This window comes from Pseudomonas sp. A125 (genome assembly GCF_055409485.1).
In genome coordinates this window covers 290,593-312,813 of record NZ_JBUZVP010000004.1, presented here as the reverse complement: position 1 = coordinate 312,813, position 22,221 = coordinate 290,593, and the positions used below count along the sequence as shown (strand labels likewise).

At 60.0% G+C, this 22,221-nt stretch carries 23 protein-coding genes; 11 read left to right on the top strand and 12 right to left on the bottom strand.

Features of this window, described 5'->3' with window-relative positions:
- Positions 1-258: 258 nt before the first annotated feature.
- Positions 259-999 (top strand): osmolarity response regulator transcription factor OmpR, encoded by a 741-nt coding sequence (gene ompR, locus ACZRN6_RS08165; protein WP_003213175.1) that lies wholly within the window; start codon positions 259-261, stop codon positions 997-999.
- Between the two features lie 116 nt (positions 1,000-1,115).
- The gene (locus ACZRN6_RS08160; protein WP_003213176.1) at positions 1,116-2,429 is read left to right on the top strand and encodes an ATP-binding protein; all 1,314 of its coding nucleotides are present in this window, start codon (positions 1,116-1,118) and stop codon (positions 2,427-2,429) included.
- A 129-nt stretch (positions 2,430-2,558) separates the two neighbouring features.
- Here ACZRN6_RS08160 and rimK read toward each other — a convergent pair whose 3' ends face one another.
- Positions 2,559-3,464: a 30S ribosomal protein S6--L-glutamate ligase gene (gene rimK / locus ACZRN6_RS08155; RefSeq protein WP_003213178.1), complete on the bottom strand. Its 906-nt coding sequence runs from the start codon at positions 3,462-3,464 to the stop codon at positions 2,559-2,561.
- The gene (rimB, locus tag ACZRN6_RS08150) at positions 3,461-3,943 is read right to left on the bottom strand and encodes a retropepsin-like aspartic endopeptidase RimB (protein WP_177089737.1); all 483 of its coding nucleotides are present in this window, start codon (positions 3,941-3,943) and stop codon (positions 3,461-3,463) included. Before rimB ends, rimK begins: the two co-directional genes overlap by 4 nt.
- 296 nt (positions 3,944-4,239) lie before the next feature.
- Here rimB and ACZRN6_RS08145 point away from each other — a divergent pair, with 296 nt between their 5' ends.
- On the top strand, positions 4,240-4,647 hold the full coding sequence (locus ACZRN6_RS08145) for an RNA-binding S4 domain-containing protein (RefSeq protein ID WP_017478112.1): 408 nt from the start codon (positions 4,240-4,242) through the stop codon (positions 4,645-4,647).
- 41 nt (positions 4,648-4,688) lie between these two features.
- On the opposite strand, the gene ACZRN6_RS08140 is transcribed toward ACZRN6_RS08145, so the two are convergent.
- Positions 4,689-5,489: a phosphatase PAP2 family protein gene (locus ACZRN6_RS08140; protein ID WP_464007663.1), complete on the bottom strand. Its 801-nt coding sequence runs from the start codon at positions 5,487-5,489 to the stop codon at positions 4,689-4,691.
- Between the two features lie 126 nt (positions 5,490-5,615).
- Here ACZRN6_RS08140 and hslO point away from each other — a divergent pair, with 126 nt between their 5' ends.
- A complete protein-coding gene (gene hslO, locus ACZRN6_RS08135) occupies positions 5,616-6,518 on the top strand; it encodes an Hsp33 family molecular chaperone HslO (protein WP_464007662.1) in 903 nt (300 codons plus the stop codon).
- A 179-nt stretch (positions 6,519-6,697) separates the two neighbouring features.
- A complete protein-coding gene (locus ACZRN6_RS08130) occupies positions 6,698-8,239 on the top strand; it encodes a phosphoenolpyruvate carboxykinase (RefSeq protein WP_322142775.1) in 1,542 nt (513 codons plus the stop codon).
- Positions 8,240-8,296: 57 nt separating this feature from the next.
- Here the strand turns inward: ACZRN6_RS08130 and ACZRN6_RS08125 are convergent, their stop codons facing one another.
- The 4 genes from ACZRN6_RS08125 to ACZRN6_RS08110 form a co-directional block, all read right to left on the bottom strand.
- Positions 8,297-9,148, bottom strand: a complete 852-nt coding sequence (locus tag ACZRN6_RS08125; protein ID WP_322148598.1) for an EamA family transporter — start codon at positions 9,146-9,148, stop codon at positions 8,297-8,299.
- A 114-nt stretch (positions 9,149-9,262) separates the two neighbouring features.
- Positions 9,263-9,640, bottom strand: a complete 378-nt coding sequence (locus ACZRN6_RS08120) for a DUF1493 family protein (RefSeq protein ID WP_464007661.1) — start codon at positions 9,638-9,640, stop codon at positions 9,263-9,265.
- Between the two features lie 323 nt (positions 9,641-9,963).
- Positions 9,964-10,563 carry a putative adenosine monophosphate-protein transferase Fic gene (locus ACZRN6_RS08115; protein ID WP_322142777.1) on the bottom strand — a complete coding sequence of 200 codons (600 nt, stop codon included), beginning with the start codon at positions 10,561-10,563 and terminating at the stop codon, positions 9,964-9,966.
- Positions 10,563-10,733 (bottom strand): YhfG family protein, encoded by a 171-nt coding sequence (locus ACZRN6_RS08110; protein WP_322142778.1) that lies wholly within the window; start codon positions 10,731-10,733, stop codon positions 10,563-10,565. Before ACZRN6_RS08110 ends, ACZRN6_RS08115 begins: the two co-directional genes overlap by 1 nt.
- A 209-nt stretch (positions 10,734-10,942) precedes the next feature.
- On the opposite strand from ACZRN6_RS08110, the gene ACZRN6_RS08105 reads away from it, so the two are divergent.
- The 3 genes from ACZRN6_RS08105 to ACZRN6_RS08095 all read left to right on the top strand — a co-directional run bounded on the left by ACZRN6_RS08105 (position 10,943) and on the right by ACZRN6_RS08095 (position 14,343).
- The gene (locus tag ACZRN6_RS08105) at positions 10,943-12,880 is read left to right on the top strand and encodes a RecQ family ATP-dependent DNA helicase (RefSeq protein ID WP_464007660.1); all 1,938 of its coding nucleotides are present in this window, start codon (positions 10,943-10,945) and stop codon (positions 12,878-12,880) included.
- A gap of 114 nt (positions 12,881-12,994) precedes the next feature.
- Positions 12,995-13,852: a M15 family metallopeptidase gene (locus ACZRN6_RS08100; protein WP_464007659.1), complete on the top strand. Its 858-nt coding sequence runs from the start codon at positions 12,995-12,997 to the stop codon at positions 13,850-13,852.
- Positions 13,853-13,911: 59 nt separating this feature from the next.
- Positions 13,912-14,343, top strand: a complete 432-nt coding sequence (locus ACZRN6_RS08095) for an acyl-CoA thioesterase (RefSeq protein WP_464007658.1) — start codon at positions 13,912-13,914, stop codon at positions 14,341-14,343.
- A gap of 137 nt (positions 14,344-14,480) precedes the next feature.
- On the opposite strand, the gene ACZRN6_RS08090 is transcribed toward ACZRN6_RS08095, so the two are convergent.
- The 4 genes from ACZRN6_RS08090 to ACZRN6_RS08075 all read right to left on the bottom strand — a co-directional run bounded on the left by ACZRN6_RS08090 (position 14,481) and on the right by ACZRN6_RS08075 (position 19,362).
- Complete coding sequence (locus ACZRN6_RS08090; protein ID WP_464007657.1) at positions 14,481-14,960, bottom strand: glycine zipper domain-containing protein; 480 nt, start codon at positions 14,958-14,960, stop codon at positions 14,481-14,483.
- Between the two features lie 234 nt (positions 14,961-15,194).
- A complete protein-coding gene (locus tag ACZRN6_RS08085) occupies positions 15,195-17,543 on the bottom strand; it encodes an FdhF/YdeP family oxidoreductase (protein ID WP_464007656.1) in 2,349 nt (782 codons plus the stop codon).
- Positions 17,540-18,379 carry a formate dehydrogenase accessory sulfurtransferase FdhD gene (fdhD, locus tag ACZRN6_RS08080; protein WP_464007655.1) on the bottom strand — a complete coding sequence of 280 codons (840 nt, stop codon included), beginning with the start codon at positions 18,377-18,379 and terminating at the stop codon, positions 17,540-17,542. Before fdhD ends, ACZRN6_RS08085 begins: the two co-directional genes overlap by 4 nt.
- A 95-nt stretch (positions 18,380-18,474) precedes the next feature.
- Positions 18,475-19,362 carry a LysR family transcriptional regulator gene (locus tag ACZRN6_RS08075; RefSeq protein ID WP_017478126.1) on the bottom strand — a complete coding sequence of 296 codons (888 nt, stop codon included), beginning with the start codon at positions 19,360-19,362 and terminating at the stop codon, positions 18,475-18,477.
- 130 nt (positions 19,363-19,492) lie between these two features.
- On the opposite strand from ACZRN6_RS08075, the gene lysM reads away from it, so the two are divergent.
- Positions 19,493-19,939, top strand: coding sequence for a peptidoglycan-binding protein LysM (gene lysM, locus ACZRN6_RS08070; RefSeq protein WP_464007654.1), 447 nt, complete (start codon positions 19,493-19,495; stop codon positions 19,937-19,939).
- 92 nt (positions 19,940-20,031) lie between these two features.
- Here lysM and yrfG read toward each other — a convergent pair whose 3' ends face one another.
- A complete protein-coding gene (yrfG, locus tag ACZRN6_RS08065) occupies positions 20,032-20,694 on the bottom strand; it encodes a GMP/IMP nucleotidase (protein ID WP_010168969.1) in 663 nt (220 codons plus the stop codon).
- Positions 20,695-20,781: 87 nt separating this feature from the next.
- Here yrfG and nudE point away from each other — a divergent pair, with 87 nt between their 5' ends.
- Positions 20,782-21,348, top strand: a complete 567-nt coding sequence (nudE, locus tag ACZRN6_RS08060; protein WP_177088789.1) for an ADP compounds hydrolase NudE — start codon at positions 20,782-20,784, stop codon at positions 21,346-21,348.
- A complete protein-coding gene (gene cysQ / locus ACZRN6_RS08055) occupies positions 21,345-22,181 on the top strand; it encodes a 3'(2'),5'-bisphosphate nucleotidase CysQ (RefSeq protein WP_464007653.1) in 837 nt (278 codons plus the stop codon). The genes nudE and cysQ overlap by 4 nt, the downstream gene beginning before the upstream one ends.
- Positions 22,182-22,221 lie beyond the last annotated feature (40 nt).

Below are 22,221 nucleotides of genomic sequence, written 5' to 3'. Positions count from 1 at the left end.
GGCAGCCTATTGACCCTCGAAATCGAAAAAATCACTACAAGCGGGTGAAAAAAATCCCGTGGCCGTAGACGGTAACGAACTAACGTTGCCCTGCACAAAGGCGCCGCATTATAACCAGCGTTCCGGGCTTGGGGGGATTGCGCCAATGGTTGTAGGGCGCGGGTTCGCTGGCGGTAGAGGAAAAATCTGCTAACAATGCACACGGTGCGTATAACGGCAGCTACGCCATAATGCGCGCCGAGATAAGAGGAGCATCTAATGAGCAGCACTGCACAAACTGCTGAAGGCGAAAAAATTCTCATCGTTGATGATGATCCGGGGCTGAGTAGCCTGCTGGAGCGTTTCTTCAACTCCAAGGGCTACCGTGCCCGCGCGGTGCCAAACACCGAACAGATGGACCGCCTGTTGGGACGTGAAGTCTTCAACCTGGTGGTGCTGGACCTGATGCTGCCTGGCGAAGACGGCCTGACCGCCTGCAAACGCCTGCGCGGCGCCAACAATCAGATCCCGATCATCATGCTGACCGCCAAGGGCGACGAACTGAGCCGCATCAAGGGCCTGGAACTGGGCGCCGACGATTACCTGGCCAAGCCGTTCAACCCGGACGAGCTGATGGCGCGGGTCAAGGCCGTATTGCGTCGCCAGGCTGCCCCGGTACCGGGCGCACCAGGCAGCGAAGACGAAAGCGTGACCTTCGGTGACTACGAGCTGTCGCTGGCCACCCGTGAGCTCAAGCGTGGCGATGAAGTGCACATGCTCACCACCGGCGAATTCGCCGTGCTCAAGGCACTGGTGATGAACGCTCGCCAGCCGCTGACCCGCGACAAGCTGATGAACCTGGCCCGTGGTCGCGAGTGGGACGCCCTGGAGCGTTCCATCGACGTACAAATCTCCCGTCTGCGCCGGATGATCGAGCCTGATCCATCCAAGCCGCGTTATATCCAGACGGTGTGGGGTGTGGGTTACGTGTTTGTGCCGGATGGCACTGCTACCAAGTGACCAATGATTTGCAAAAGCGGGCCTGCCGGCGTTGACTCGATAAGCGTCAGCCGGTTGCCCGGCGTTTGCAATTCTGCGAGCCTCGCTCGCTCCTGCAAGGTGTCTAGCTGTCTTTTATGAAAACCCCGTTGTGGTTCCCGCAGAGTTTCTTCTCACGCACCCTTTGGCTGGTGCTCATCGTCGTACTGTTTTCCAAGGCGCTGACACTGGTTTATCTGTTGATGAACGAAGACGTGCTGGTGGACCGGCAGTACAGCCACGGTGTGGCCCTGACCTTGCGCGCCTATTGGGCCGCAGACCCCGAGAACCGCGAGAAGATCGCCAAGGCCGCCACTCTGGTGCGGGTGGCGGGTGCAGGTGTGCCCGAGGGCGAGCAACATTGGCCCTACAGCGAAATCTACCAGCGACAGATGCAGGCCGAACTGGGTGAAGACACCGAGGTGCGGCTGCGTATGCATGTGTCGCCAGCGCTCTGGGTGAGGGCGCCGAGCCTGGGCGAGGACTGGCTGAAAGTGCCACTGTATCCGCATCCATTGCGCGGGCAGAAGATCTGGAACGTGCTGGGCTGGTTCCTGGCGATCGGATTGCTGTCCACCGCGTCTGCCTGGATTTTTGTGCGCCAACTCAACCAGCCACTCAAACGCCTGGTGTTTGCAGCAAGGCAACTGGGCCAGGGCCGCAGTGTGCGCCTGCCCATCAGCGACACGCCGAGCGAAATGACCGAGGTGTACAGCGCGTTCAACCAGATGGCCGAGGATGTCGAACAGGCGGGGCGCGAGCGCGAGCTGATGCTGGCGGGGGTTTCCCATGACCTGCGCACGCCGCTGACGCGCTTGCGGCTTTCACTGGAGCTGATGGGTAACCACACCGACCTGACCGATGACATGGTCCGCGACATCGAAGACATGGACGCGATTCTCGACCAGTTCCTGGCGTTTATCCGCGATGGTCGGGATGAGGTGGTTGAAGAGGTCGACCTGACGGACCTGGTGCGTGAGGTGGTGGCGCCCTACAACCAGAACGGTGAGCAGGTGCGTATGCGCCTGGAGCCGATCCAGCCATTCGCGTTGCGTCGGGTATCGATGAAGCGCTTGCTGAACAACCTGATTGGCAACGCCCTGCATCACGCCGGTTCCGATGTGGAAGTGGCGGCGTATGTCTCCGGGGATACCAGCGCGCCTTACGTGGTGCTGAGTGTCATGGACCGGGGCGCCGGTATCGATCCGGCGGAGCTGGAAGGCATCTTCAACCCGTTCACCCGTGGTGATCGTGCCCGGGGTGGCAAAGGTACAGGCCTGGGGCTGGCGATTGTGCGGCGGATTGCTTCGATGCATGGCGGCAATGTTGAGTTGCGCAACCGGCCGGATGGCGGCCTGGAAGCACGGGTTCGCTTGCCGTTGGGGCTGATGTTGCCCAGGGACGCGGTCTAACACCCAACACAGATTAAATGTGGGAGAGGGCTTGTGTGGGAGCCGGGCTTGCCCGCGATGGCATCGCCGCGGTTCGCCAGAAAAGCCGAGGTGCCTGTATCGCAGGCAAGCCAGCTCCTACAGGGGTGTTTAGCCCTTGCCTTTGGTGCGCGTCATATTCGGCCCACCACTTTTTTCCAGATGCTGAATGATGATCCCCGCCACATCCTTGCCGGTGGTGGTTTCGATGCCTTCCAGGCCCGGTGAAGAGTTCACCTCCATCACCAGCGGCCCGTGGTTGGAACGCAAGATATCCACACCCGCCACGCTCAACCCCATCACCTTGGCAGCCCGCAGCGCAGTCATGCGCTCTTCCGGGGTGATCTTGATCAGGCTGGCGCTGCCACCACGGTGCAGGTTGGAGCGAAATTCCCCCGGCTTGGCCTGGCGCTTCATCGCGGCAATCACCTTGTCGCCCACCACGAAGCAGCGAATATCGGCACCGCCGGCTTCCTTGATGTACTCCTGCACCATGATGTTCTGCTTGAGGCCCATGAACGCCTCGATCACCGACTCGGCCGCCGTGGCCGTTTCACACAACACCACGCCGATGCCTTGGGTGCCTTCCAGCACCTTGATCACCAGCGGGGCGCCGTTGACCATTTCGATCAGGTCGGGGATGTCATCCGGGGAGTGCGCAAAACCGGTAACCGGCAAGCCAATGCCACGGCGCGACAGCAATTGCAGCGAACGCAGCTTGTCCCGGGAACGGGCGATGGCCACTGACTCGTTCAGGGGAGACACCCCCATCATTTCAAACTGGCGCAACACCGCGCAGCCATAAAATGTGACTGAGGCACCGATACGCGGGATCACCGCATCGAAACCTTCCAGCGGTTTGCCCCGGTAGTGGATCTGCGGCTTATGACTGGCAATGTTCATATAGGCACGCAACGTATCGATCACCACCATCTCATGGCCACGTTCGGTGCCGGCCTCGACCAGGCGACGGGTGGAATACAGACGCGGGTTACGCGACAGCACAGCGATCTTCATGCAACACCTGTGGCAGAGGTAGTAGAGACCGGGAACACCGGCTTGTCTTGAACGTATTTGACGCCGGGGCTGACCACCAGTTGGCCGTCAATCAGCGCCTTGGAACCCAGCAACAGGCGGTAACGCATGGCTTTGCGGCAGGCGAGGGTGAACTCCACCCGCCATACCCGATCACCCAGCGCCAGGGTAGTACTGATCACGTACCGCACCTGGGCCTGGCCGTTGGAGCTTTTAATGGTTTTCATCGCCACCAGCGGCGCTTCGCAGCGCCGGTGACGCAGTTGCACCACGCTGCCCAGGTGCGCGGTGAAGCGCACCCACTTTGCACCGTCGCGCTCAAACGGCTCGATCTCGGTGGCATGCAGGCTTGAGGTACTGGCGCCGGTGTCGATCTTTGCGCGCAGGCCAGCCACTCCCAAGTCGGGAAGTGCCACCCACTCACGCAGACCCACAACGGTCAAATGGTCAAATGTCTTCAATATGGGTAACCGGCAATCAGAAATGTTTCGTAGTCGGCAATGACAGTAGTGCCCCACTGCTCACGGATTGTGACAGTCCCCGAAAGGATGCCGGGGCTCGGTGCCGAATTCGCGGTATTCACGCAGAATATTCACCAAATGGCGACAGATATCTCTCGGACTTCAGAAATCAGTCGGTTAAAGGGAAACTCATAAAAACTGCCTGGCACCTGGCGTATCTTAGGTGAGCCTCAGGGTTTATGCGTCGACGAGGTTTGGCTGTTAGTTTGCGACATTTTTCAGAGCGAGGAATTCAAGTGGCTCAAAAGCAGGAAGAGGAAGAAAAAGTCCGTTTGGACAAGTGGTTGTGGGCGGCGCGCTTCTTTAAGACCCGCGCCTTGGCCAAGGCGGCCATCGAGAGCGGCAAGGTGCATTGGCGTGGCGAGCGCTGCAAGCCCGGCAAGGAACCGCGCATTGGCGATGAGTTCCAGATTCGTGCCGGTTTTGATGAGCGAACCGTCGTGGTCCAGGCGCTTTCAATTGTGCGAAAAGGCGCTCCCGAGGCGCAGGCGTTATACACCGAAACCGAAGCCAGCATCGCCAAGCGCGAAAACGCGGCGGCCATGCGCAAGGCTGGCTCCCTGGGCATGACCACCGACGGCAAGCCGAGCAAGAAACAACGGCGCGATCTGTTCAAGTTTCGCGGCAGCGGCAATGATGATTAATCGGAAAACCGCAGGAGCCAGGCCGGCTCCTGCACTTCAACTCAAGCGCTGCGGATAACGCTCAAGCGATTGACCAATGGTACCCGCTGAAACCCATCAAACACCGGCGCGGTAATCCGTACCAACCCTCGCGAAACCTTCGCCGCAAACGGCGTGTAGTAACCCCAGCCCAACGCCAACAGCGCCAGCAAAACCCCGCCGATATAGTCGTCCTGCCCCCAATGCGCGCCGGCCACCAGCCGCGGCATCATGAACAGCAGCGCCAAGCCCCAGATCACTGACACCTGCCCGATCCGCTTGGCAAACACCGTCATGAACATGCCCCAGATCAACAACACCGATGCGTGATCCCCCGGGAAACTCTGGCTGGAGCGGTCTTTCAACTCCCATGTCTTCTCAAGGCCCGGGAAATAGTCACTCATCTGAATCGCCCCGCTGATCACCATCGACGGGCTATGGTGTTGCCAGCCCATCTGCGCCGCCAGCTTGGAAAACAGCACGCGGATAAACAACAACAGCAGCAGAATGCCCAGGAACCCGAAAAACGCCTGGCGCACCTCCATCGCCTTGAACACCCAGTCGCCGCGGATCAACAGCGCCAGCAGAATTACCCCGACCACCGCATCAAACGGTCGCAAACTGGCCACCGCCCACACATGCAACCACGTCGAGCTGCTCGCCAAGGGGTCGTTGAGCAGATGAAACAGCCACTCGTCGAAAACCACGCAGAGCGCCTGGCCCGCCGGCCAGAGCCAAAAACACAGCAGTCCCACAGCGAGTAAATTACACAGGGCCAATCGCCCGAGGTTCCACTTGGCTTGGAACAAACCCGGATTGTTCATAAACTGTTTCCTCTTGGCTTTAAAGCGCTTCGTTTTTTCCGTAGAAGGCCGCACCAAATTGGTGCTAAAGCGTGTAATTCTATAAACCTTGTCATCTTTTTGTCATCAATTCAGATACCCAGACCTATGACTGATCTACCGGATACCGACTTCACCCAACGCTTCATCTTCGACGACAGCGACGCCCGCGGCGAACTGGTCGCCCTGGAGCGCAGCTATGCCGAAGTCCTCGCCAAGCACCCCTATCCGGAGCCGGTTGCGCAATTGCTCGGCGAGCTGATGGCGGCTGCCTCGCTGCTGGTGGGCACCCTGAAATTCGATGGCTTGCTGATCCTGCAGGCTCGTTCCGAAGGCCCGATCCCGCTGCTGATGATCGAATGCTCCAGCGCCCGCGAAATCCGTGGCCTGGCCCGCTACGACGCGGACCGCATCGCCCCCGACGCAACCCTGGCCGACCTGATGCCTGACGGCGTGTTGGCACTGACCGTCGACCCAACTGTCGGCCAGCGTTACCAGGGCATTGTCGACCTCGACGGCGAAACCCTGTCCGACTGCTTCACCAACTATTTCGTGATGTCCCAGCAAGTGGGCACCCGCTTCTGGCTCAATGCCGATGGCAAGCGCGCCCGTGGCCTGCTGCTGCAACAACTGCCGGCCGACCGCATCAAGGATGAAGATGACCGCGCCGAAAGCTGGGCACACATCACCGCTCTGGCTGGCACCTTGAAAGCCGAAGAACTGCTGGGCCTGGACAACGAAACCTTCCTGCACCGCCTTTACCACGAAGACGCTGTGCGCCTGTTCGACGTGCAATCCCTGCGCTTCCACTGCAGTTGCTCGCGCGAGCGCTCGGCCACGGCCCTGGTCAGCCTGGGCCTGGAAGATGCCCAGGACCTGGTGGTGGAACACGGTGGCAACATCGAGATCGACTGCCAGTTCTGCAACCAGCGCTACCTGTTCGACGCCGCCGATATTGCTCAGTTATTCGCTGGCGCAGGCGTAGACACCCCATCAGGCACCCGCCACTAAAACGTTTAAGCACAGGTAATTCACCTGACAAACGCCGGATTTCCGCCGTTCTGACCGGAGGGCTCTACTCTTTTTGGGCTTTTCTGGCATAATCCGGCCCACTTTTTTCGCGGTAGTAGTGCGCAACTTTCTACTACAAAACGTTTGGAGCACTCGGCCATAGGCCGACGGGGAACCTCATGACGCAAGCCAACAACGCCGTATACACTGACCTGAGTGTTGACGATCTGGTCAAAGAAGCCCTGCAGCGCGGTGAAGGCGTGCTTGCCGATACTGGCGCGCTGGTCGTAGAAACCGGTCACCGTACCGGCCGTTCGCCAGTCGACCGTTTCATCGTTGAAGAGCCTTCCACCCAGGCTGCCATTGCCTGGGGCCCGATCAACCGCAAGTTCCCGGCCGACAAGTTCGATGCCCTGTGGGCTCGCGTCGAGGCATTCAACAACGCGCAAGAGCATTTCGTTTCCCACGTTCACGTAGGGGCTGCAGAAGACCACTACCTGGCCGTGAAAATGACCACCCAGACTGCCTGGCAGAACCTGTTCGGTCGTTGCCTGTTCATCAACCCGGCCCAGTACAACCCGGCCGGTCGTGAAGAGTGGCAAGTGCTTAACGTGGCCAACTTCGAATGCGTGCCAGAGCGTGACGGCACCAACTCCGACGGTTGCGTGATCCTCAACTTCGCCCAGAAGAAAGTCCTGATTGCTGGCATGCGTTACGCCGGCGAAATGAAAAAAGCCATGTTCTCGGTACAGAACTTCCTGCTGCCGGCTGCCGACGTGCTGCCGATGCACTGCGCCGCCAACATCGGCGAAGCAGGCGACGTGACCCTGTTCTTCGGCCTGTCGGGCACGGGTAAAACCACCCTGTCTGCCGACGAAAGCCGCTACCTGATCGGCGACGACGAACACGGCTGGGGCGAAGGTGTTGTGTTCAACATCGAAGGTGGTTGCTATGCCAAGTGCATCGACCTGTCCGAGAAGAACGAGCCGGTTATCTGGAAAGCCATCAAGCACGGCACCGTGCTCGAAAACGTGGTGATCGACGACGCCAAGCACGCCGACTACACCAACGTCAGCCTGACCCAGAACAGCCGCGCCGCCTACCCGCTGGAGCACGTGGCCAAGCGCTCCGAGCAAAACCTCGGTGGCGAGCCCAACGCTGTGATCTTCCTGACCTGCGACCTGACTGGCGTACTGCCGCCCGTGTCGATCCTCAGCGAAGAACAAGCGGCCTACCACTTCCTGTCCGGCTACACCGCTCTGGTGGGCTCGACCGAAATGGGTTCGGGCGGCGGCATCAAGTCAACCTTCTCCACCTGCTTCGGCGCGCCATTCTTCCCACGCCCGGCTGGTGAATACGCAGAACTGCTGATCAAGCGCGTGCGCGGCTTCGGCTCCAAGGTTTACCTGGTCAACACCGGCTGGACCGGCGGCGGCTACGGCGTTGGCAAGCGCTTCAACATCCCGACCACCCGTGGCGTGATTGCAGCGATCCAGAGCGGTGCGTTGATTGGTGCCGAAACCGAGCACCTGGGCACCATCAACCTGGACGTGCCATTGGCTGTACCGGGCGTCGAGACTGGCCTGTTGAACCCACGTAACACCTGGGCTGACAAGGCTGCCTACGATGAAGCGGCGAAAGCGCTGGCAGGTCTGTTCATCGAAAACTTCAAGAAGTTTGAAGTGAGCGACGCGATCAAGGCTGCGGGCCCGAAGTTGTAAGATTCGGCCGTTGTGAAAAAGCCGCCCCTTGAGGGCGGCTTTTTTGTGGGCGAAGGATCAGTCGACGAGGTGCAGAACCACGGCGCCGACCAACACCAGCACGACGCCGATTACTTGCACTGCTGACAGTCGTTCCTTGAAAAACACAAACCCGAGGATCGCCGCAATCCCGCCGGATAAAGTACTGATCACGGTCACCACCGAAACCGAGCCCGCCATTGCTCCCCACGAGAAAGCCGAGAACCCGCCGAGGTTCATCAGGCTCGCCCCGGTCAGCGTTGCGCAGTTTTTCAGTGGCGGAATCTTCAGGCCCTCTTTGACTTTAAGCACCATCACCACCAGCACACACAGGCCGACTAGATAGCCGAGCCAAAGCATCGTGACCGGTCCAAGCGTCGGCAGCGTGTAACGGCCCTGCACCCAAAAGCTGGTGCCGTAGAGCAACGCGGCGAGCATCGCGTAGGCGATTGAGCGGCTGGAGCTGTTGTGAGGGACGCCATTGTCCTTGTGGATGCTGGAAAGGATCACACCCACCACGCACAAGGCGATACAGCCGAGCTGGATCAGGCTGATGTGTTCGCCGCTGGCCCATGACAGCAAAGTAGTCACGACGCCGTAGGACGTCACCAGAGGCGCGACGATGGCCGCCTTGCCCAAGGCGAAGGCCTTGGACAGTGCGAGGGCGCCGGAGACGGTCAGCAGGGCTGCGGCGGCGCCCAGGAGCCAGACACTCAAAGGTGCTGCGAGGGATTTGACGAGGAAGGCTGGGAAGATGATCAGCAGCAAGGTCATGATCAGGAAGCCCAGTGCCTGGCCGAAGTACACCGCGCGTTTCACGCCGACAGCTCGGGCGTTGAGGCCGACGAGGAAGTCCGTGCCGCCCCAGAGCAGGGCGGCCAGCAGGCCCATTAGTACGTCCATGTAAGGTCCTTGTTGTTTTTTGAGGGCAGCGGTGTATCGGCTTATAGGTGTGTCGGCTGTTCGGGCCTCATCGCGAGCAAGCTCGGCTCCCACATTCGATCTTTAGCGTGTTTGAGGGCTGTGTTCGCTCGGGGTTTCCTGGGCTTGCGTGTCCCAGCGTTGGGCCTTGATAGCCAGGTAAAGCATGCCGATGGTCAGCGGGATTTTGTCGCCGCGGCCTTTGGCTCGGTGTTTCAGGAAGACGTCGAAGACGGGAGGTTGGAAGTAACGATAAGCGTCGTAGTCGTTCAGGTCGACGGCGAAGTCTTGTTCCAGCGCTTCCATGAACTGATTGGCTTCGGCGCCGTCGCACCCCAGGTCCAGGTTGATGGCCGTTTCAAGGTGCAGCGTCTTATGTTCAGGCAAGCCAATTTCTTCATGCAGCAGTTGCAGGAGCTGTTGCATGGCAAGGTCTTCAGGAAAGTTGGGGGCCAGGTTCATGGTGGGCACGCGTGAGTGGGCGGGGCGACTGACTTTATCGATCGAACCGTGATCCTTCAAACGAAACAGGTCAAATGTGGGAGCCGGGCTTGCCCGCGATGGCGGCGTGTCAGTGGCAGCAGTGTTGTCTGACACACCGCTATCGCAGGCAAGCCAGCTCCCACATTTTGAGCTGTGTGGCTGCTCAGAGGGTCGGGGGTGTTCGCTCTACGGCGTCGGCGGTGGTGAGTTGCATCATTGCGTATTGGATGTCTTCGGCAGCGGCAGCGGCGTCGATGAGAAGCGGATATGTCTCGGTAAAGTTGGTTGTAAGAGGTTAATACTCAGATACTGGTAGGTGTACTGATACACCGCTCAAAAATTGCCTCCAGCCCCCGATAATCACACGCCACCGCATCAATATTCGCCGGTATCCACGCCGCATTCTTCACCAGCCACCAATTCACCGAAAACCCGGCGTTGACGATGATCTGCTCGAACAGAATCCGCTGCGCACGGCCGTTCCCTTCGCGAAACGGGTGGATCACGTTGAGGTCGCCGTAGGCCTCGGCAATGTGCGTCACCAACTCTGCCTGCGTCACCCCGACAAACCAGTTGGCCTGCGCCATGTGCTGGATGATCTTGGCCGCTTCAGGCGGAATACGTTCCGGGGTGCAAAACAGTGTGTCGCCTTTCTGGATGTTGACCGTACGCAGTTCCCCGGCCCATTCGTAGATGTCCCCGAACAGGGTGCGGTGGATGTGTTGCAGGCGTTCAAGGTCGTAGGGCGGGGGATACAGCGGAAGGCTGCCGACGGCAATTTCAGACAGTTCCCGCTCGGCCTGGTGCAGGCGTTCTTCGTCGAACAAATCGAGGCGGTTACGCAGGACGCTGCTACCGGGGTAGCAGTACGGGTCCTGGCCCACGCCGTATTTGTCGAGCATCAGCGTTCAGTGTTGCGGTACTTGGCAAGGACGGCTTCGCGGGTCGGCAGGGGTTTGTCGACGTCGGCGGGCCGGGTGTCAAACCCTTCCAGGCGCAGGCTGGCCAGGTAGTTGGAACGGCGGATCTTGTCGTAATGATCCTGCTTTTGCTCAAACGTCAGTTCGGCCATGACAGCGTCCTCTCGGTGCGAAGTTTGATTGTAGCGCAATGGGTTTGCAGATGCGTCCTGCGCGAGGTTGGAACGTTTCCTACTGGTGCCTACTCCATTGCCCAGGCTGTGTATCATCCTGTCTCTTTTTTCCTTGCGACCTTTCTCGATTCGCTGAATGCGCTGGTCTATGTTTTGGGCTCGTTCAGCGGTCAATGGAGTGACAGCTTATGCACAACACCCTCCAACAGGTCTTTGGTTATCCACAGTTTCGTTTGGGCCAGGAGGCGGCGGTCAGTGCCGTGCTGGCCGGTCGTTCGGCGGCGGCGATTTTCCCCACCGGCTCCGGCAAGTCCCTTTGTTATCAACTGTCCGCCGTGTTGCTGCCGCACCTGACGCTGGTCGTGTCGCCGTTGCTGGCATTGATGCAGGACCAGTTGGGCTTCTTGCAGCGCCACGGTATCTCGGCGGGCAGCATCGACTCGGCCCAGAGCCGTGACGACGCCAATGACGTAATGGCCCGCGCACGTTCGGGCGAGCTGAAGATCCTGATGGTCTCCGTGGAGCGCTTGAAGAATGAGCGCTTTCGCAATTTCCTGCAAAGCATGCCGATCTCGCTGCTGGTGGTGGACGAGGCTCACTGTATTTCCGAATGGGGCCATAACTTTCGCCCGGATTACCTGAAGCTGCCCGACTACCAGCGCCAGTTCCGTATCCCCCAGGCGCTGCTGCTGACTGCCACGGCGACGCCCAAGGTGATCGCCGACATGCAGGCCAAGTTCGCCATTGCGCCAAACGATGTGATCACCACGGGTTTCTACCGCGCCAACCTCAACCTGCTGGTGGAGCCTGTCGCCGGCCAGGACAAGCGTCGACGCCTGGTGGCGTGGATGAACGAACGGGCCAATCAGCCGAGCATCGTCTACGTCACTCTGCAGAAAACCGCCGAACACATTGCCGAGCATTTGAATCGCAACGGCATCCAGGCCGAGGCTTATCACGCGGGGTTGGCCCACGATAAGCGCGAGGGCATCCAGAAACGGTTTATGAGCGGCCAGTCCAATTGCATCGTTGCCACCATTGCCTTTGGCATGGGCATCGACAAGAGCGATATCCGCAATGTGGTGCATTTTGACCTGCCCAAATCCATCGAGAACTACAGCCAGGAAATCGGCCGTGCCGGGCGCGATGGGCAGCCGTCTGACTGCCTGGTTTTGGCTAACCGCGACAGCCTGAATGTGCTCGAAAACTTTGTGTACGGCGACACACCGGAGCAAGAAGGTATTCGCCGCGTCCTGGCGGAAATACAGGCGGTGCGTAGTGATGGGCAATGGGAGTTTTTGCTTCGCTCACTTTCGGACCACAGCAACATCCGTGAGCTGCCGCTGAAGACCCTGTTGGTGCAACTTGAGCTCAAGGGCGTGATTGCGCCGCGCTATGCGTATTACGCCGAGTACCGCTTCAAGTACCTGATTGAACCAGAGGCATTGCTGGCGCGGTTTTCCGGCGAGCGACAGCAGTTTGTCGCGGCGATTATCCAGGTCTGCAAACGCTCAAGAACCTGGGCGACGGTGGATTTCGACGGGCTGTATCAACAACATCAAGCCGAGCGCAGCCGGGTGGTGAAGGCCCTGGATTACTTCCAGGAGCAGGGCCTGATCGAGATGGAAAGCAAGCAGATGACCGAGGTTTACGGCCTGCTGGATACCGACTTTGACCCACAGGTGTTGAGCACCGAGTTATACACAGGCTTCAAGCAACACGAGGTGACGGAAGTGGCGCGGATTCACGCCATGCTGGATTTGTTCGCCACCGAGGAGTGCCTGGGTTACCGCCTGGCGCACTATTTCGGTGATGAAAACGCACCCCGGCAATGCGGGCATTGTTCGGTGTGCCACGGTAACGTGGCCCACTTGCCGGCGCCGCCAGGCTTGCCGCCGCTTGTGGATAAAAACTTCCAGGCGCTGTGCGGCGAATTTATCCACAGGCACCATGACTACAGCGGCAGTCTGCCCAGTGCTGAACAGTTGACGCGGTTTTTATGTGGCATCAGCGTACCGTTGTTTACGAAGCTCAAGGCACGAGGTATTCCAGGTTTTGCTGTGTTGGAGGAATATGCCTACGCCGAGGTGCGTGATTGGGCGGGGGCGGGTTTGGCGGCACTCTAGTTTCCGGGCTGGGAGGTCGTGCTTTCCCTTCCAATGGCAGACGCCGCCGACAGCTATACCCTGCCTGCAGGTGAGAAGGTTTGATGCACCACTTCTTCTGCAAAGGAATTGCCCATGGCTTTTAGTTTTTCTCGTGCCGTTGTCTGCGGAGTCTGGCTGTGCGTCGGTTTGCTGATGGCTCAAAGTGCGGTGGCGTCTGTCACGCTGTTGAGCGTCAATGACTGTCGGCGGATGCAGCTTCGCAACACCATCACCGCATCCAATCCGCTGCCCTGCGCACGCCTGGCGCGCGTCACGTTCAGCTACGTGGACTTTGACGGGGTGCTGCATAACAACGGGCAGCTCGTGGTGCTGGATGCGATCGCGCCCCACGTGGAAGAGATCTTCAAGCAGTTGCTGCAACGCCGGTTCCCTATGCAACAGGCGGTCCCGCTGGAAACCTACCGGGGCAATGACAAGGTCTCGATGGCGCGCAACAATACCAGTGGTTTTAACGGGCGGCAGGTCAGTGGTGCCTCGGGGTGGTCGCTACATGCCTACGGCGCCGCGATTGATCTCAACCCGCTGCAAAACCCGTTCGTGCTGTTCGGGCGTAACCTGCGGGGTGAGTTCACCGGCCAGGCCACCGTTGAGCCCAAGGCGAGTACGGGGGCTGCCGTTAACCGCATGGATGCTCGCCCCGGCAAGCCGATGCGTCCTGGCCGGGCAGAAGAGGTGATTGATCTGTTTGCCGAACACGGGTTTCTGACCTGGGGTGGTTATTGGGATTTCCCACTGGATTACCAACATTTCCAGATCGGCCGGCGTTCGTTCGTGGAGTATCTGGCGCGTTTGACTACGCAGCAGGCCAGCGCTGCAATCGAGGTGTATATCACTGCCTATCGCCAGTGCCTGGAGCAATCCGTCGAGACAGACCACGCCCTCAAGCGTATGGCCTGCGTCCAGGAAACGGTTGAGCAAAGTCCAACCTGAGCTTGCGGGTGAGGCCTGAACCCCGTATCAAGGAGCCTCCTCTTGCCCGGGCCATACCAATGACCAACGCTATGCCACAGCGCGCCGATTACCTTCACTTCCAGCCGATCATCACGCGCTGGCACGACAATGATGTGTATGGGCATGTGAACAACGTCACCTACTACAGCTTCTTCGACACAGCGGTGAACACCTACCTGATCGAGCAGGGCGGGCTGGATATTCATGACGGTGAGGTGGTTGGGTTTGTGGTGAGTTCGGCGTGCGACTACTTCGCCTCGATCGCCTTTCCGGACCGTATCGAGATCGGCCTGCGCGTGGGCAAGTTGGGCAACAGTTCGGTGCAGTACGAGTTGGCGGTGTTCAAGGCGGGCGAAGAGGAGGCCTGTGCTGCGGGGAGGTTCGTGCATGTGTTCGTGGATCGGGCATCGAACCAGCCGGTAGCGATACCGCAGGCGCTGCGCGAGGCGTTGCAGCGCTTGGTGATCTGATTTCTATCTGAGAAACAATGAACATCAAATGTGGGAGCTGGCTTGCCTGCGATAGCGGTGGTGACTGATACACCGCTATCGCAGGCAAGCCAGCTCCTACAGTATTTTGCTGCGTTTTCTCGACGGTATTTCAAGTCTTACCGATGGTGGCGGTAGTGATGCTTGTTGCGATGCCCATAAGCATGGCCGCGACCGCGATGGTCATCGCGGTCATACCGGCGGTTATCACGCCCACGGTAACGACGATCATCGTCATCGCTCTTGTTGCCCATGTAGTTGCCCAGCGCGCCACCGGCGCCACCGCCGGCTGCAGCGCCGATCAGGCTGCCGGTGCTGCCGCCAACGCTGCGGCCCACCACGTTGCCACCGGCTGCGTCCAATGCGCCACCAATGGCTGCTTCGCCACGGCTGCGCTTGTCTGCGCCGACCGCACTGCCGCCCGCGCCGCCAAGTGCTGCACCAATGGCCGAACCGGTGTTACCGCCCAACTGCTGACCTACGACTGAACCCAGAACCCCGCCCAATGCGCCGCCCACACCGGCTTCGGTGGTGCCACCGGCCATGGCTGCGCCACTGACCAGGCCAAGGGACAACAAGAGAATCGAGGAGAACTTCATAGAGGAACCTCAAGAGGATGACGGCGCGATCCTGAGGTTGTATCGATACGGAAACAATCGAAAACCGACCAGTGGTACAGGTTGTATACAATTCTCTAAGTTGCTGTTTTGTATGGGGAACTTAAGTGATTTTTGCGAGTCTTTAGTTACTTCGGAACGGCCGCTTTTATGCAAAAGCGGCCTTTTTTTGTGCCTGTAGAAAAGCTCGGGATGCTTCCTGTGGCGAGGTGTCGCTTAGGCCGACTTCGCCATGATCAACCCGGTCGCACTCGCCGCTTCCAAGCGAATCGCCACGAACTTCGAGGTTGGCGTATGGCTGCCATCGCCGGTGCTCTCCAGCGGCACCAACGGGTTCACTTCCGGGTAATACGCTGCAGCCTGCCCCGCCGGAATATCAAACGCCAGCAAGGTGAAGCCCTTCACTCGTCGCTCACGCCCGTCATCCCAGATCGACACGATGTCGGCCTTCTGCCCCGGCTTGAAGCCCAGGCGGATGATGTCGGCTTCGTTGACGAACAACACATCGCGCTGGCCCTTGACCCCGCGATAGCGGTCATCCAGGCCATAAATCGTGGTGTTGTACTGATCGTGGGAGCGCATTGACTGCATGATCAGGTCCGGCAATTGCCCGGTGTTGCGGGTGCGTTCGTGCACCAGGTCCTTGGGCAGGATGTTCGCGCGGAAGTTGGCGCGGCCCGATGGGGTGTTCCAGCGGCGTGCGCCGGCCGAGTTGCCCAGGTAGAAACCACCCGGGTTTTTCAGGCGTTCGTTGAAGTCCTTGAAGCCCGGAATGGTGTCGGCGATCAGGTCGCGAATGCGGTCGTAATCGGCCACCAGCCAGTTCCAGTCCACCGGCTTGCTGCCCAATGTCGCAGCAGCAATACCTGCCAGGATCGCCGGCTCCGATTTCATCTGTTTCGACAGCGGCTGCAACTGGCCATTGGAGGCGTGGACCATGCTGAAGGAGTCTTCCACGGTCACTGCTTGCGGGCCTTCGGCCTGGATGTCGATGTCGGTGCGGCCCAGGCATGGCAGGATCAGTGCGTCCTTGCCGTGCATCAGGTGGCTGCGGTTGAGCTTGGTGCTGATCTGCACGGTCAGGTCGCAATTGCGCAGCGCTTCAAAGGTGCGCGGGCTGTCCGGCGTGGCTTGGGCGAAGTTGCCGCCCAGGCCGATAAATACCTTGGAGCGGCCTTCGAGCATGGCGTGAATCGCTTCCACCACGTTGTGGCCGTTGTCACGCGGTACCTGAAACTGGAAACGACGCTCCAGGGAATCAAGGAACGCCACTGGTGGCCGTTCGTTGATGCCCATGGTGCGGTCGCCCTGCACGTTACTGTGGCCACGCACCGGGCACAGGCCCGCACCCGGGCGGCCAATGTTGCCGCGCAGCAGCATCAGGTTGGCGATTTCCTGGATGGTCGGCACCGAGTGGCGGTGTTGGGTGATACCCATCGCCCAGCACATGATCACGTTCTTGCCTTTGGCGTACATGCGCGCCGCTTGCTCGATCTCTACCAGGGTCAGGCCGGACTGCTCGACGATTTCATCCCATGAGGTGTCGTCGATCTTGCCCAGGTAATCCAGCACGTTGGCGGTGTGTTCGTTGAGGAAGTCGTGGTCGAACACGGCCTCTTTGCCTTCGGCCTGGGCCTGGCGTTCCCACAGCAGCAGGAACTTGGCCATGCCGCGCAGGATGGCCATGTCGCCACCCAGCGCCGGGCGGAAGTAGGCGGTGTTGGTCGGCTTGTCGCCGTTGGTGAGCATTTCCAGCGGGTGTTGCGGGTGCTGGAAGCGTTCCAGGCCGCGCTCTTTGAGCGGGTTGATGCACACCACCTGAGCGCCGCGTTTTACCGCTTCGCGCAGTGGCTCCAGCATCCGTGGGTGGTTAGTGCCGGGGTTCTGGCCCCAGACGAAAATGGCGTCTGCATGTTCGAAGTCATCGAAGGTCACGGTGCCTTTGCCCACGCCCACGCTTTGCGCCAGGGCCACGCCGCTGGCTTCGTGGCACATGTTCGAGCAGTCCGGGAAGTTGTTGGTGCCGTAGGAACGCACGAACAGTTGATACAGGTAAGCCGCTTCGTTGCTGGCCCGGCCCGAGGTATAGAACTCGGCCATGTCCGGGTTTGGCAGCGCATTGAGGTGCTTGCCGATCAGGTCGAAAGCCGACTCCCAGCTGATGGGCTTGTAGCGGTCGGTTTCTGCGTCGTAGCTCATTGGCTCGGTCAGGCGGCCTTGATATTCCAGCCAGTAGTCACTCTGCTCAATCAATGCGCTGACGCTGTGCTTGGCGAAGAACGCCGCGTCAACGCGGCGCTTGGTGGCTTCCCAGTTGACCGCCTTGGCGCCGTTCTCGCAGAACTTGACCATGCCGCTTTCCGGCGAGTCGCCCCAAGCGCAGCCCGGGCAGTCGAAGCCGCCGTTCTGGTTGGTCTTGAGCATCATGCGGATGTTTTTCAGCGCGTTGTCGCTGGTCAGCCAGGCCTGCGCCACGCTGATCAGTGCACCCCAACCACCGGCCGGGCCTTTGTAGGGCTTGTAGCGCGGGGTGGGTTTGTCGTCGGCTTGATGATGAGTGCTCACGCTTGATTCTCCATCGCAGGGCTATAGACCCGCGGCGCACTTTTCTGCGGCAGGTGGATGAGATTGAGGTTGTGCCGGCGGGCCCATTGCAGGGCCAGGCCGGTGGGCGACGACAGGCTGACCAGAGTCTGGATGCCTGCGCGCAATACTTTCTGGATCAGTTCGAGGCTGCAGCGGCTGGTGACAATTGCCAGGCCGCCGTCGGTCGGAATCTTTTGGCGGATCAGCGCGCCGATCAGCTTGTCGAGGGCGTTATGCCGGCCGATGTCTTCACGGCCCAGCAGCAATTCGCCCTGGTTGTTCATGAACACCGCCGCATGCACCGCGCCGCTGTATTGGCCCAGCGGTTGGAACGCGCTGATGCGCTGGCGCAGGCCGTCCAGCCATTGCGCGGGCGGCAAAGGCGCCCCGGGCAACACGTTGAGGTTTGGCAACGCTTGTTCCACGGCTTCTACACCGCACAGCCCACAGCCGCTGGTGCCGGCGAGTTGCCGGCGCTGCTGCTTCATATTCCAGAACGCGCGGCTGGAAATCTGTACCTGGGCGTATTGCGTCGAGCCCGAACCGCTGATTTTCAGGTCATAAATGTCGCTAACGTCTTCGATAATGCCACTACCGATACTGAAGCCGACAATAAAGTCTTCAAGGTCGGTGGGCGTCACCAGCATCACCGCCTGGCTGATGTCGTTATAGGCAATCGCCAACGCGACTTCCTCGGCGAGCGCGGTGCTGGCCGATTCCGTGTGTTCAAGATTACAAAACTGGTAGCTCTGGCTGGCGGCGGGCGCGGGCGTTTCGAGGGCGGGCGCCGCGCAGACTGGGCGCTGGGCGTTCATTGGGCATTACCACCGGGAGTATTCAGCTGTAAGACTAGGCGCGACAAAGGGTCGCGTCTAATCGTCAGTACTGATCTACCGATAGATGACGTCGATCAAGGCTCCAGCAGCGATTTCTGATACAGCGCAAAACAGGCTTCTGCCAGCGCTGAACGCGGTGCGCTGCGACGCATGATCAGCCCCAGGCGGGCCAGAGTGTGTGCGTCTTCAATGGGTTGCAGGCGCAGATGCTCGGTGAGGGCATCGAGACCGCCGTCCAGTGGCATTACCGCGCAACACAGGCCGCCGTGCACGGCTTGTAACAATTGATGGACGGCGTCGGTCTGCAACAGCGGCTGTGGGTTCAGGCCGCGGCTGTGGAAGTTGTGGTCGATGGACTGGCGAAAGTGCATGCCGCTGGTGAGCATGCCCAGAGGCAGTTCGATCAGCGCTTCCCAGCTCAGGGGTTTGTCGCCGAAGCTGAAGAACCGTTGGTCGTACAGCAGGCCCATGCGGGTTTCGCCCAGGGCCAGGGAGTCGAAGCGCTCGGCGTCCAGGCGCTCGAGGTACGACACGCCGAGGTCCAGGCGGTTGCTGGCGAGCTGCTCGAGGATTTGCTCGGAGCTTAACGCGGACAGCTCAAAGCGCAGGCTCGGGTGTTCTTTATGCAGCTTTTGCATCAACGCCAGCGGATCGAAACTCGACAACGGCACCACGCCCAGGCGCAACGTACCCACCAGGTTGCCGCGACAGGCAGCCGCCTCTGCCTGCAAACCGTCATACGCCGCCAGCACCGTGCGCGCCCAGGCCAATACGCGCTCGCCCGGAGCGGTAAAACCTTCGAAACGCTGGCCACGATTGACCAGCGGCAATTGCAGCTCTTCTTCCAGGCTGCGCAGGCGCATCGACAGGGTCGGCTGGGTGATGTGGCAGCGCGCGGCCGCCTGGCCGAAGTGACGGGTTTCGTCGAGGGCGATGAGGAATTTCAGCTGTTTGATGTCCATCTTCGCTCCGGGCTTATTCCAATGCGGGGTGATTCTAGCGCGTTTGGGTCTTTGGGCAGCCTGGAACCCAATTCTGTAGGACTGGTCTAGTCTTTGGCATCTGGAATTCATATCCCAAGGAGAGCGCACCATGAGTATTTTTAGCTTTGTTAAGGAAGCAGGCGAGAAGTTGATTGATCTGCTGACGCCGGGTAATGCCAACGCCAGTGATGAGCTGAAGAGGCACATACAGGACGTCGGGTTGGGCAATCCCAATATTACCGCGACGGTTGATGGCGATAAGGTCACCGTCAAAGGTGAAGTGGGCAGCCAGGAAGAGAAAGAAAAAATCATTCTGGCCGCTGGCAATATTGCCGGTGTTGGCAGCGTTGATGACCAAATCACTGTGGCTGCCGGCGCACCTGTTGTCGCTGCCGCCCGCTTTGTTGTAGTGAAAAAAGGCGACACCTTGAGCGCGATTTCACTGGCGGTGTATGGCAACGCCAACCAGTACAACAAGATCTTCGAGGCCAACAAGCCGCTGCTTAAAGATGTGAACAAAATCTACCCAGGGCAGACACTGCGTATTCCTGAGTAAGGCTTCATATTGAGTGATGGCAATCGCGGGCAAGCCCGCTCCCACATTTGGAATGCATTCTCGTGTGGGAGCGGGCTTGCCCGCGATGCGATCTAAAGCCCGACAATCAACTCCCGATAATCCCCAACCGCCGCAAACTCCGCCGTGTCCTTTGGCCCCTTGCGGCTGTCTGGTTCCTTCACCGCCAGCAAATGCCCCACGCCAAAATCCCGGGCACTGCGCAGGATCGGCAAGGTGTCATCGATAAACAGGCTGCGGGCCGGGTCGAAGGCAATGTCGGCGTGCAGGGCGTCCCAGAACTGCGGGTTTTCCTTGGCGAACCCATAGTCATGGGAACTGATCAGTCGCTCGAAATAAGGCGCCAGTTCGATGCGTTCCAGCTTCAACGACAGCGAATCCCGATGGGCGTTGGTGATCAGGATCACCCGCTTGCCCGCCTGTTTGATCGCCGCCAGGAAGGTGTCGGCATCCGGGCGCAAGGCGATCAGGTGCGCGGTTTCCAGCTTGAGTTCACGCACCGGGATCTTCAGTTCGGCACTCCAGAAATCCAGGCAATACCATTGCAACTGGCCAGCGTTGCGCTCGAACAGCGGCTGCAGTTCCATCTCGGCCATGGCCCGGCTCACGCCATGCAGCTCGGCATAGCGCTGGGGCAGGTGCTCCATCCAGAAGTGGTTGTCGAAGTGCAGGTCGAGCAAGGTGCCGTCCATGTCCAGCAGGACGGTGTCGATGGCGTGCCAGGGCAATGGAGGCATAAAGAACACTCATGTAAGAAAAGATATCCGACACAGACAATCGGAAAAGCCACGGTATAGTAACCCGATCACGCCAAGGAGCCGCTCATGCGCCAGAAACCCACCGTCCTCGCCCGCGAAATAGTCGCCAGTAGCCGTTTGTTCCGCGTGGAGGAAGTGCAATTGCGCTTTTCCAATGGCGTGGAGCGGACCTACGAGCGCCTGGTGGGCCGAGGCGCCGGTTATGGCGCGGTGATGATCGTGGCGATGATCGACGCGGACCATGCGCTGCTGATAGAAGAATATTGCGGCGGCACCGATGAGTACGAACTGTCATTGCCCAAGGGCTTGATCGAGCCGGGCGAAGACGTGTTGGCGGCGGCAGACCGGGAGCTCAAGGAAGAAGCCGGCTACGGCGCCCGACAGTTGGAACATATCACCGAGCTTTCACTGTCCCCCGGCTACATGAGCCAGAAAATCCAGGTCGTGCTGGCCACCGAATTGTATGAAGAACGCCTGGAAGGCGATGAGCCGGAGCCGATGCGCGTCGACCGGGTCAACCTGCGGGAGCTCTCGCAATTGGCGCAAAACGAGCAGTTCAGCGAGGGCCGCGCCTTGGCGGCGCTGTACCTGGTACGTGACTTATTGACTCAACGTGGAGCGTTCCAGCCATGAGTGAACTGTTCCTGGGTCACCCGTTTATTGCCCCTGTGATCGAATTGGCCCGCCAGGCCGGTGAGGTTATCCTGCCGTATTGGCGCGCCGATGTGGCCGTCACTACCAAGACCGATGATTCGCCGGTCACGGCTGCCGACCTCGCCGCACACCACCTGATCCTCGCCGGGCTTACCGCGCTGGACCCAAGTATCCCGGTGCTGTCTGAAGAAGACGCCGATATCGACCAAAGCGTGCGCGCCGGTTGGCAGCGCTGGTGGCTGGTGGACCCGCTGGATGGCACCAAGGAGTTCATCTCTGGCAGCGAGGAGTTCACCGTCAATATTGCCTTGATCGAAAAAGGCCGCGTGGTGTTCGGTGTGGTGTCGATGCCTACCAGCGGTCGGTGCTACTTCGGCGGTGCCGGGCTGGGTGCCTGGCGTTCCGATGTAGGTGCTGCGCCCAAGCAAATCCAAGTGCGCCAGACCCCGGCGAGCGGTGAAGCGTTTACCGTGGTTGCCAGTCGTCGCCATACCAGCCCTGGGCAAGACCGCTTGCTCGCGGGCTTGAGTGCCGGATTGGGCGAGTTGAAGCTGGCCAATATCGGCAGCTCGCTGAAGTTCTGCCTGTTGGCTGAGGGCAGCGCCGATTGCTACCCGCGCCTGGCGCCCACCTCGCAGTGGGACACCGCTGCGGCACAAGGTGTGCTGGAAGGGGCGGGTGGTGAAGTGCTGGAGCTGGATGGGCAGCCGTTCAGTTACCCGGCGCGGGAATCGTTGTTGAACCCGTTTTTCCTGGCATTGCCGGCTAAAGCGGAGTGGCGCGAGCGGTTGCTGACCCTGGCTCGTTCCTGATGCCAGGCGCCCCGTAGCAGCTGTCGAGCGCAGCGAGGCT

What these genes read in the sequence shown, in the direction of transcription:
- cysQ (WP_464007653.1), top strand. Translation starts at nt 21,345, where the DNA reads ATGAGTGAACTGTTCCTGGGTCACCCGTTTATTGCCCCTGTGATCGAA.
- ACZRN6_RS08110 (WP_322142778.1), bottom strand. Translation starts at nt 10,733, where the DNA reads ATGGCCGAACTGACGTTTGAGCAAAAGCAGGATCATTACGACAAGATC.
- ACZRN6_RS08160 (WP_003213176.1), top strand. Translation starts at nt 1,116, where the DNA reads ATGAAAACCCCGTTGTGGTTCCCGCAGAGTTTCTTCTCACGCACCCTT.
- ACZRN6_RS08130 (WP_322142775.1), top strand. Translation starts at nt 6,698, where the DNA reads ATGACGCAAGCCAACAACGCCGTATACACTGACCTGAGTGTTGACGAT.
- ACZRN6_RS08090 (WP_464007657.1), bottom strand. Translation starts at nt 14,960, where the DNA reads ATGAAGTTCTCCTCGATTCTCTTGTTGTCCCTTGGCCTGGTCAGTGGC.
- ACZRN6_RS08105 (WP_464007660.1), top strand. Translation starts at nt 10,943, where the DNA reads ATGCACAACACCCTCCAACAGGTCTTTGGTTATCCACAGTTTCGTTTG.
- fdhD (WP_464007655.1), bottom strand. Translation starts at nt 18,379, where the DNA reads ATGAACGCCCAGCGCCCAGTCTGCGCGGCGCCCGCCCTCGAAACGCCC.
- nudE (WP_177088789.1), top strand. Translation starts at nt 20,782, where the DNA reads ATGCGCCAGAAACCCACCGTCCTCGCCCGCGAAATAGTCGCCAGTAGC.
- ACZRN6_RS08100 (WP_464007659.1), top strand. Translation starts at nt 12,995, where the DNA reads ATGGCTTTTAGTTTTTCTCGTGCCGTTGTCTGCGGAGTCTGGCTGTGC.
- ACZRN6_RS08095 (WP_464007658.1), top strand. Translation starts at nt 13,912, where the DNA reads ATGACCAACGCTATGCCACAGCGCGCCGATTACCTTCACTTCCAGCCG.
- rimK (WP_003213178.1), bottom strand. Translation starts at nt 3,464, where the DNA reads ATGAAGATCGCTGTGCTGTCGCGTAACCCGCGTCTGTATTCCACCCGT.
- yrfG (WP_010168969.1), bottom strand. Translation starts at nt 20,694, where the DNA reads ATGCCTCCATTGCCCTGGCACGCCATCGACACCGTCCTGCTGGACATG.
- ACZRN6_RS08140 (WP_464007663.1), bottom strand. Translation starts at nt 5,489, where the DNA reads ATGAACAATCCGGGTTTGTTCCAAGCCAAGTGGAACCTCGGGCGATTG.
- ACZRN6_RS08120 (WP_464007661.1), bottom strand. Translation starts at nt 9,640, where the DNA reads ATGAACCTGGCCCCCAACTTTCCTGAAGACCTTGCCATGCAACAGCTC.
- ACZRN6_RS08115 (WP_322142777.1), bottom strand. Translation starts at nt 10,563, where the DNA reads ATGCTCGACAAATACGGCGTGGGCCAGGACCCGTACTGCTACCCCGGT.
- ACZRN6_RS08125 (WP_322148598.1), bottom strand. Translation starts at nt 9,148, where the DNA reads ATGGGCCTGCTGGCCGCCCTGCTCTGGGGCGGCACGGACTTCCTCGTC.
- lysM (WP_464007654.1), top strand. Translation starts at nt 19,493, where the DNA reads ATGAGTATTTTTAGCTTTGTTAAGGAAGCAGGCGAGAAGTTGATTGAT.
- ACZRN6_RS08075 (WP_017478126.1), bottom strand. Translation starts at nt 19,362, where the DNA reads ATGGACATCAAACAGCTGAAATTCCTCATCGCCCTCGACGAAACCCGT.
- hslO (WP_464007662.1), top strand. Translation starts at nt 5,616, where the DNA reads ATGACTGATCTACCGGATACCGACTTCACCCAACGCTTCATCTTCGAC.
- ompR (WP_003213175.1), top strand. Translation starts at nt 259, where the DNA reads ATGAGCAGCACTGCACAAACTGCTGAAGGCGAAAAAATTCTCATCGTT.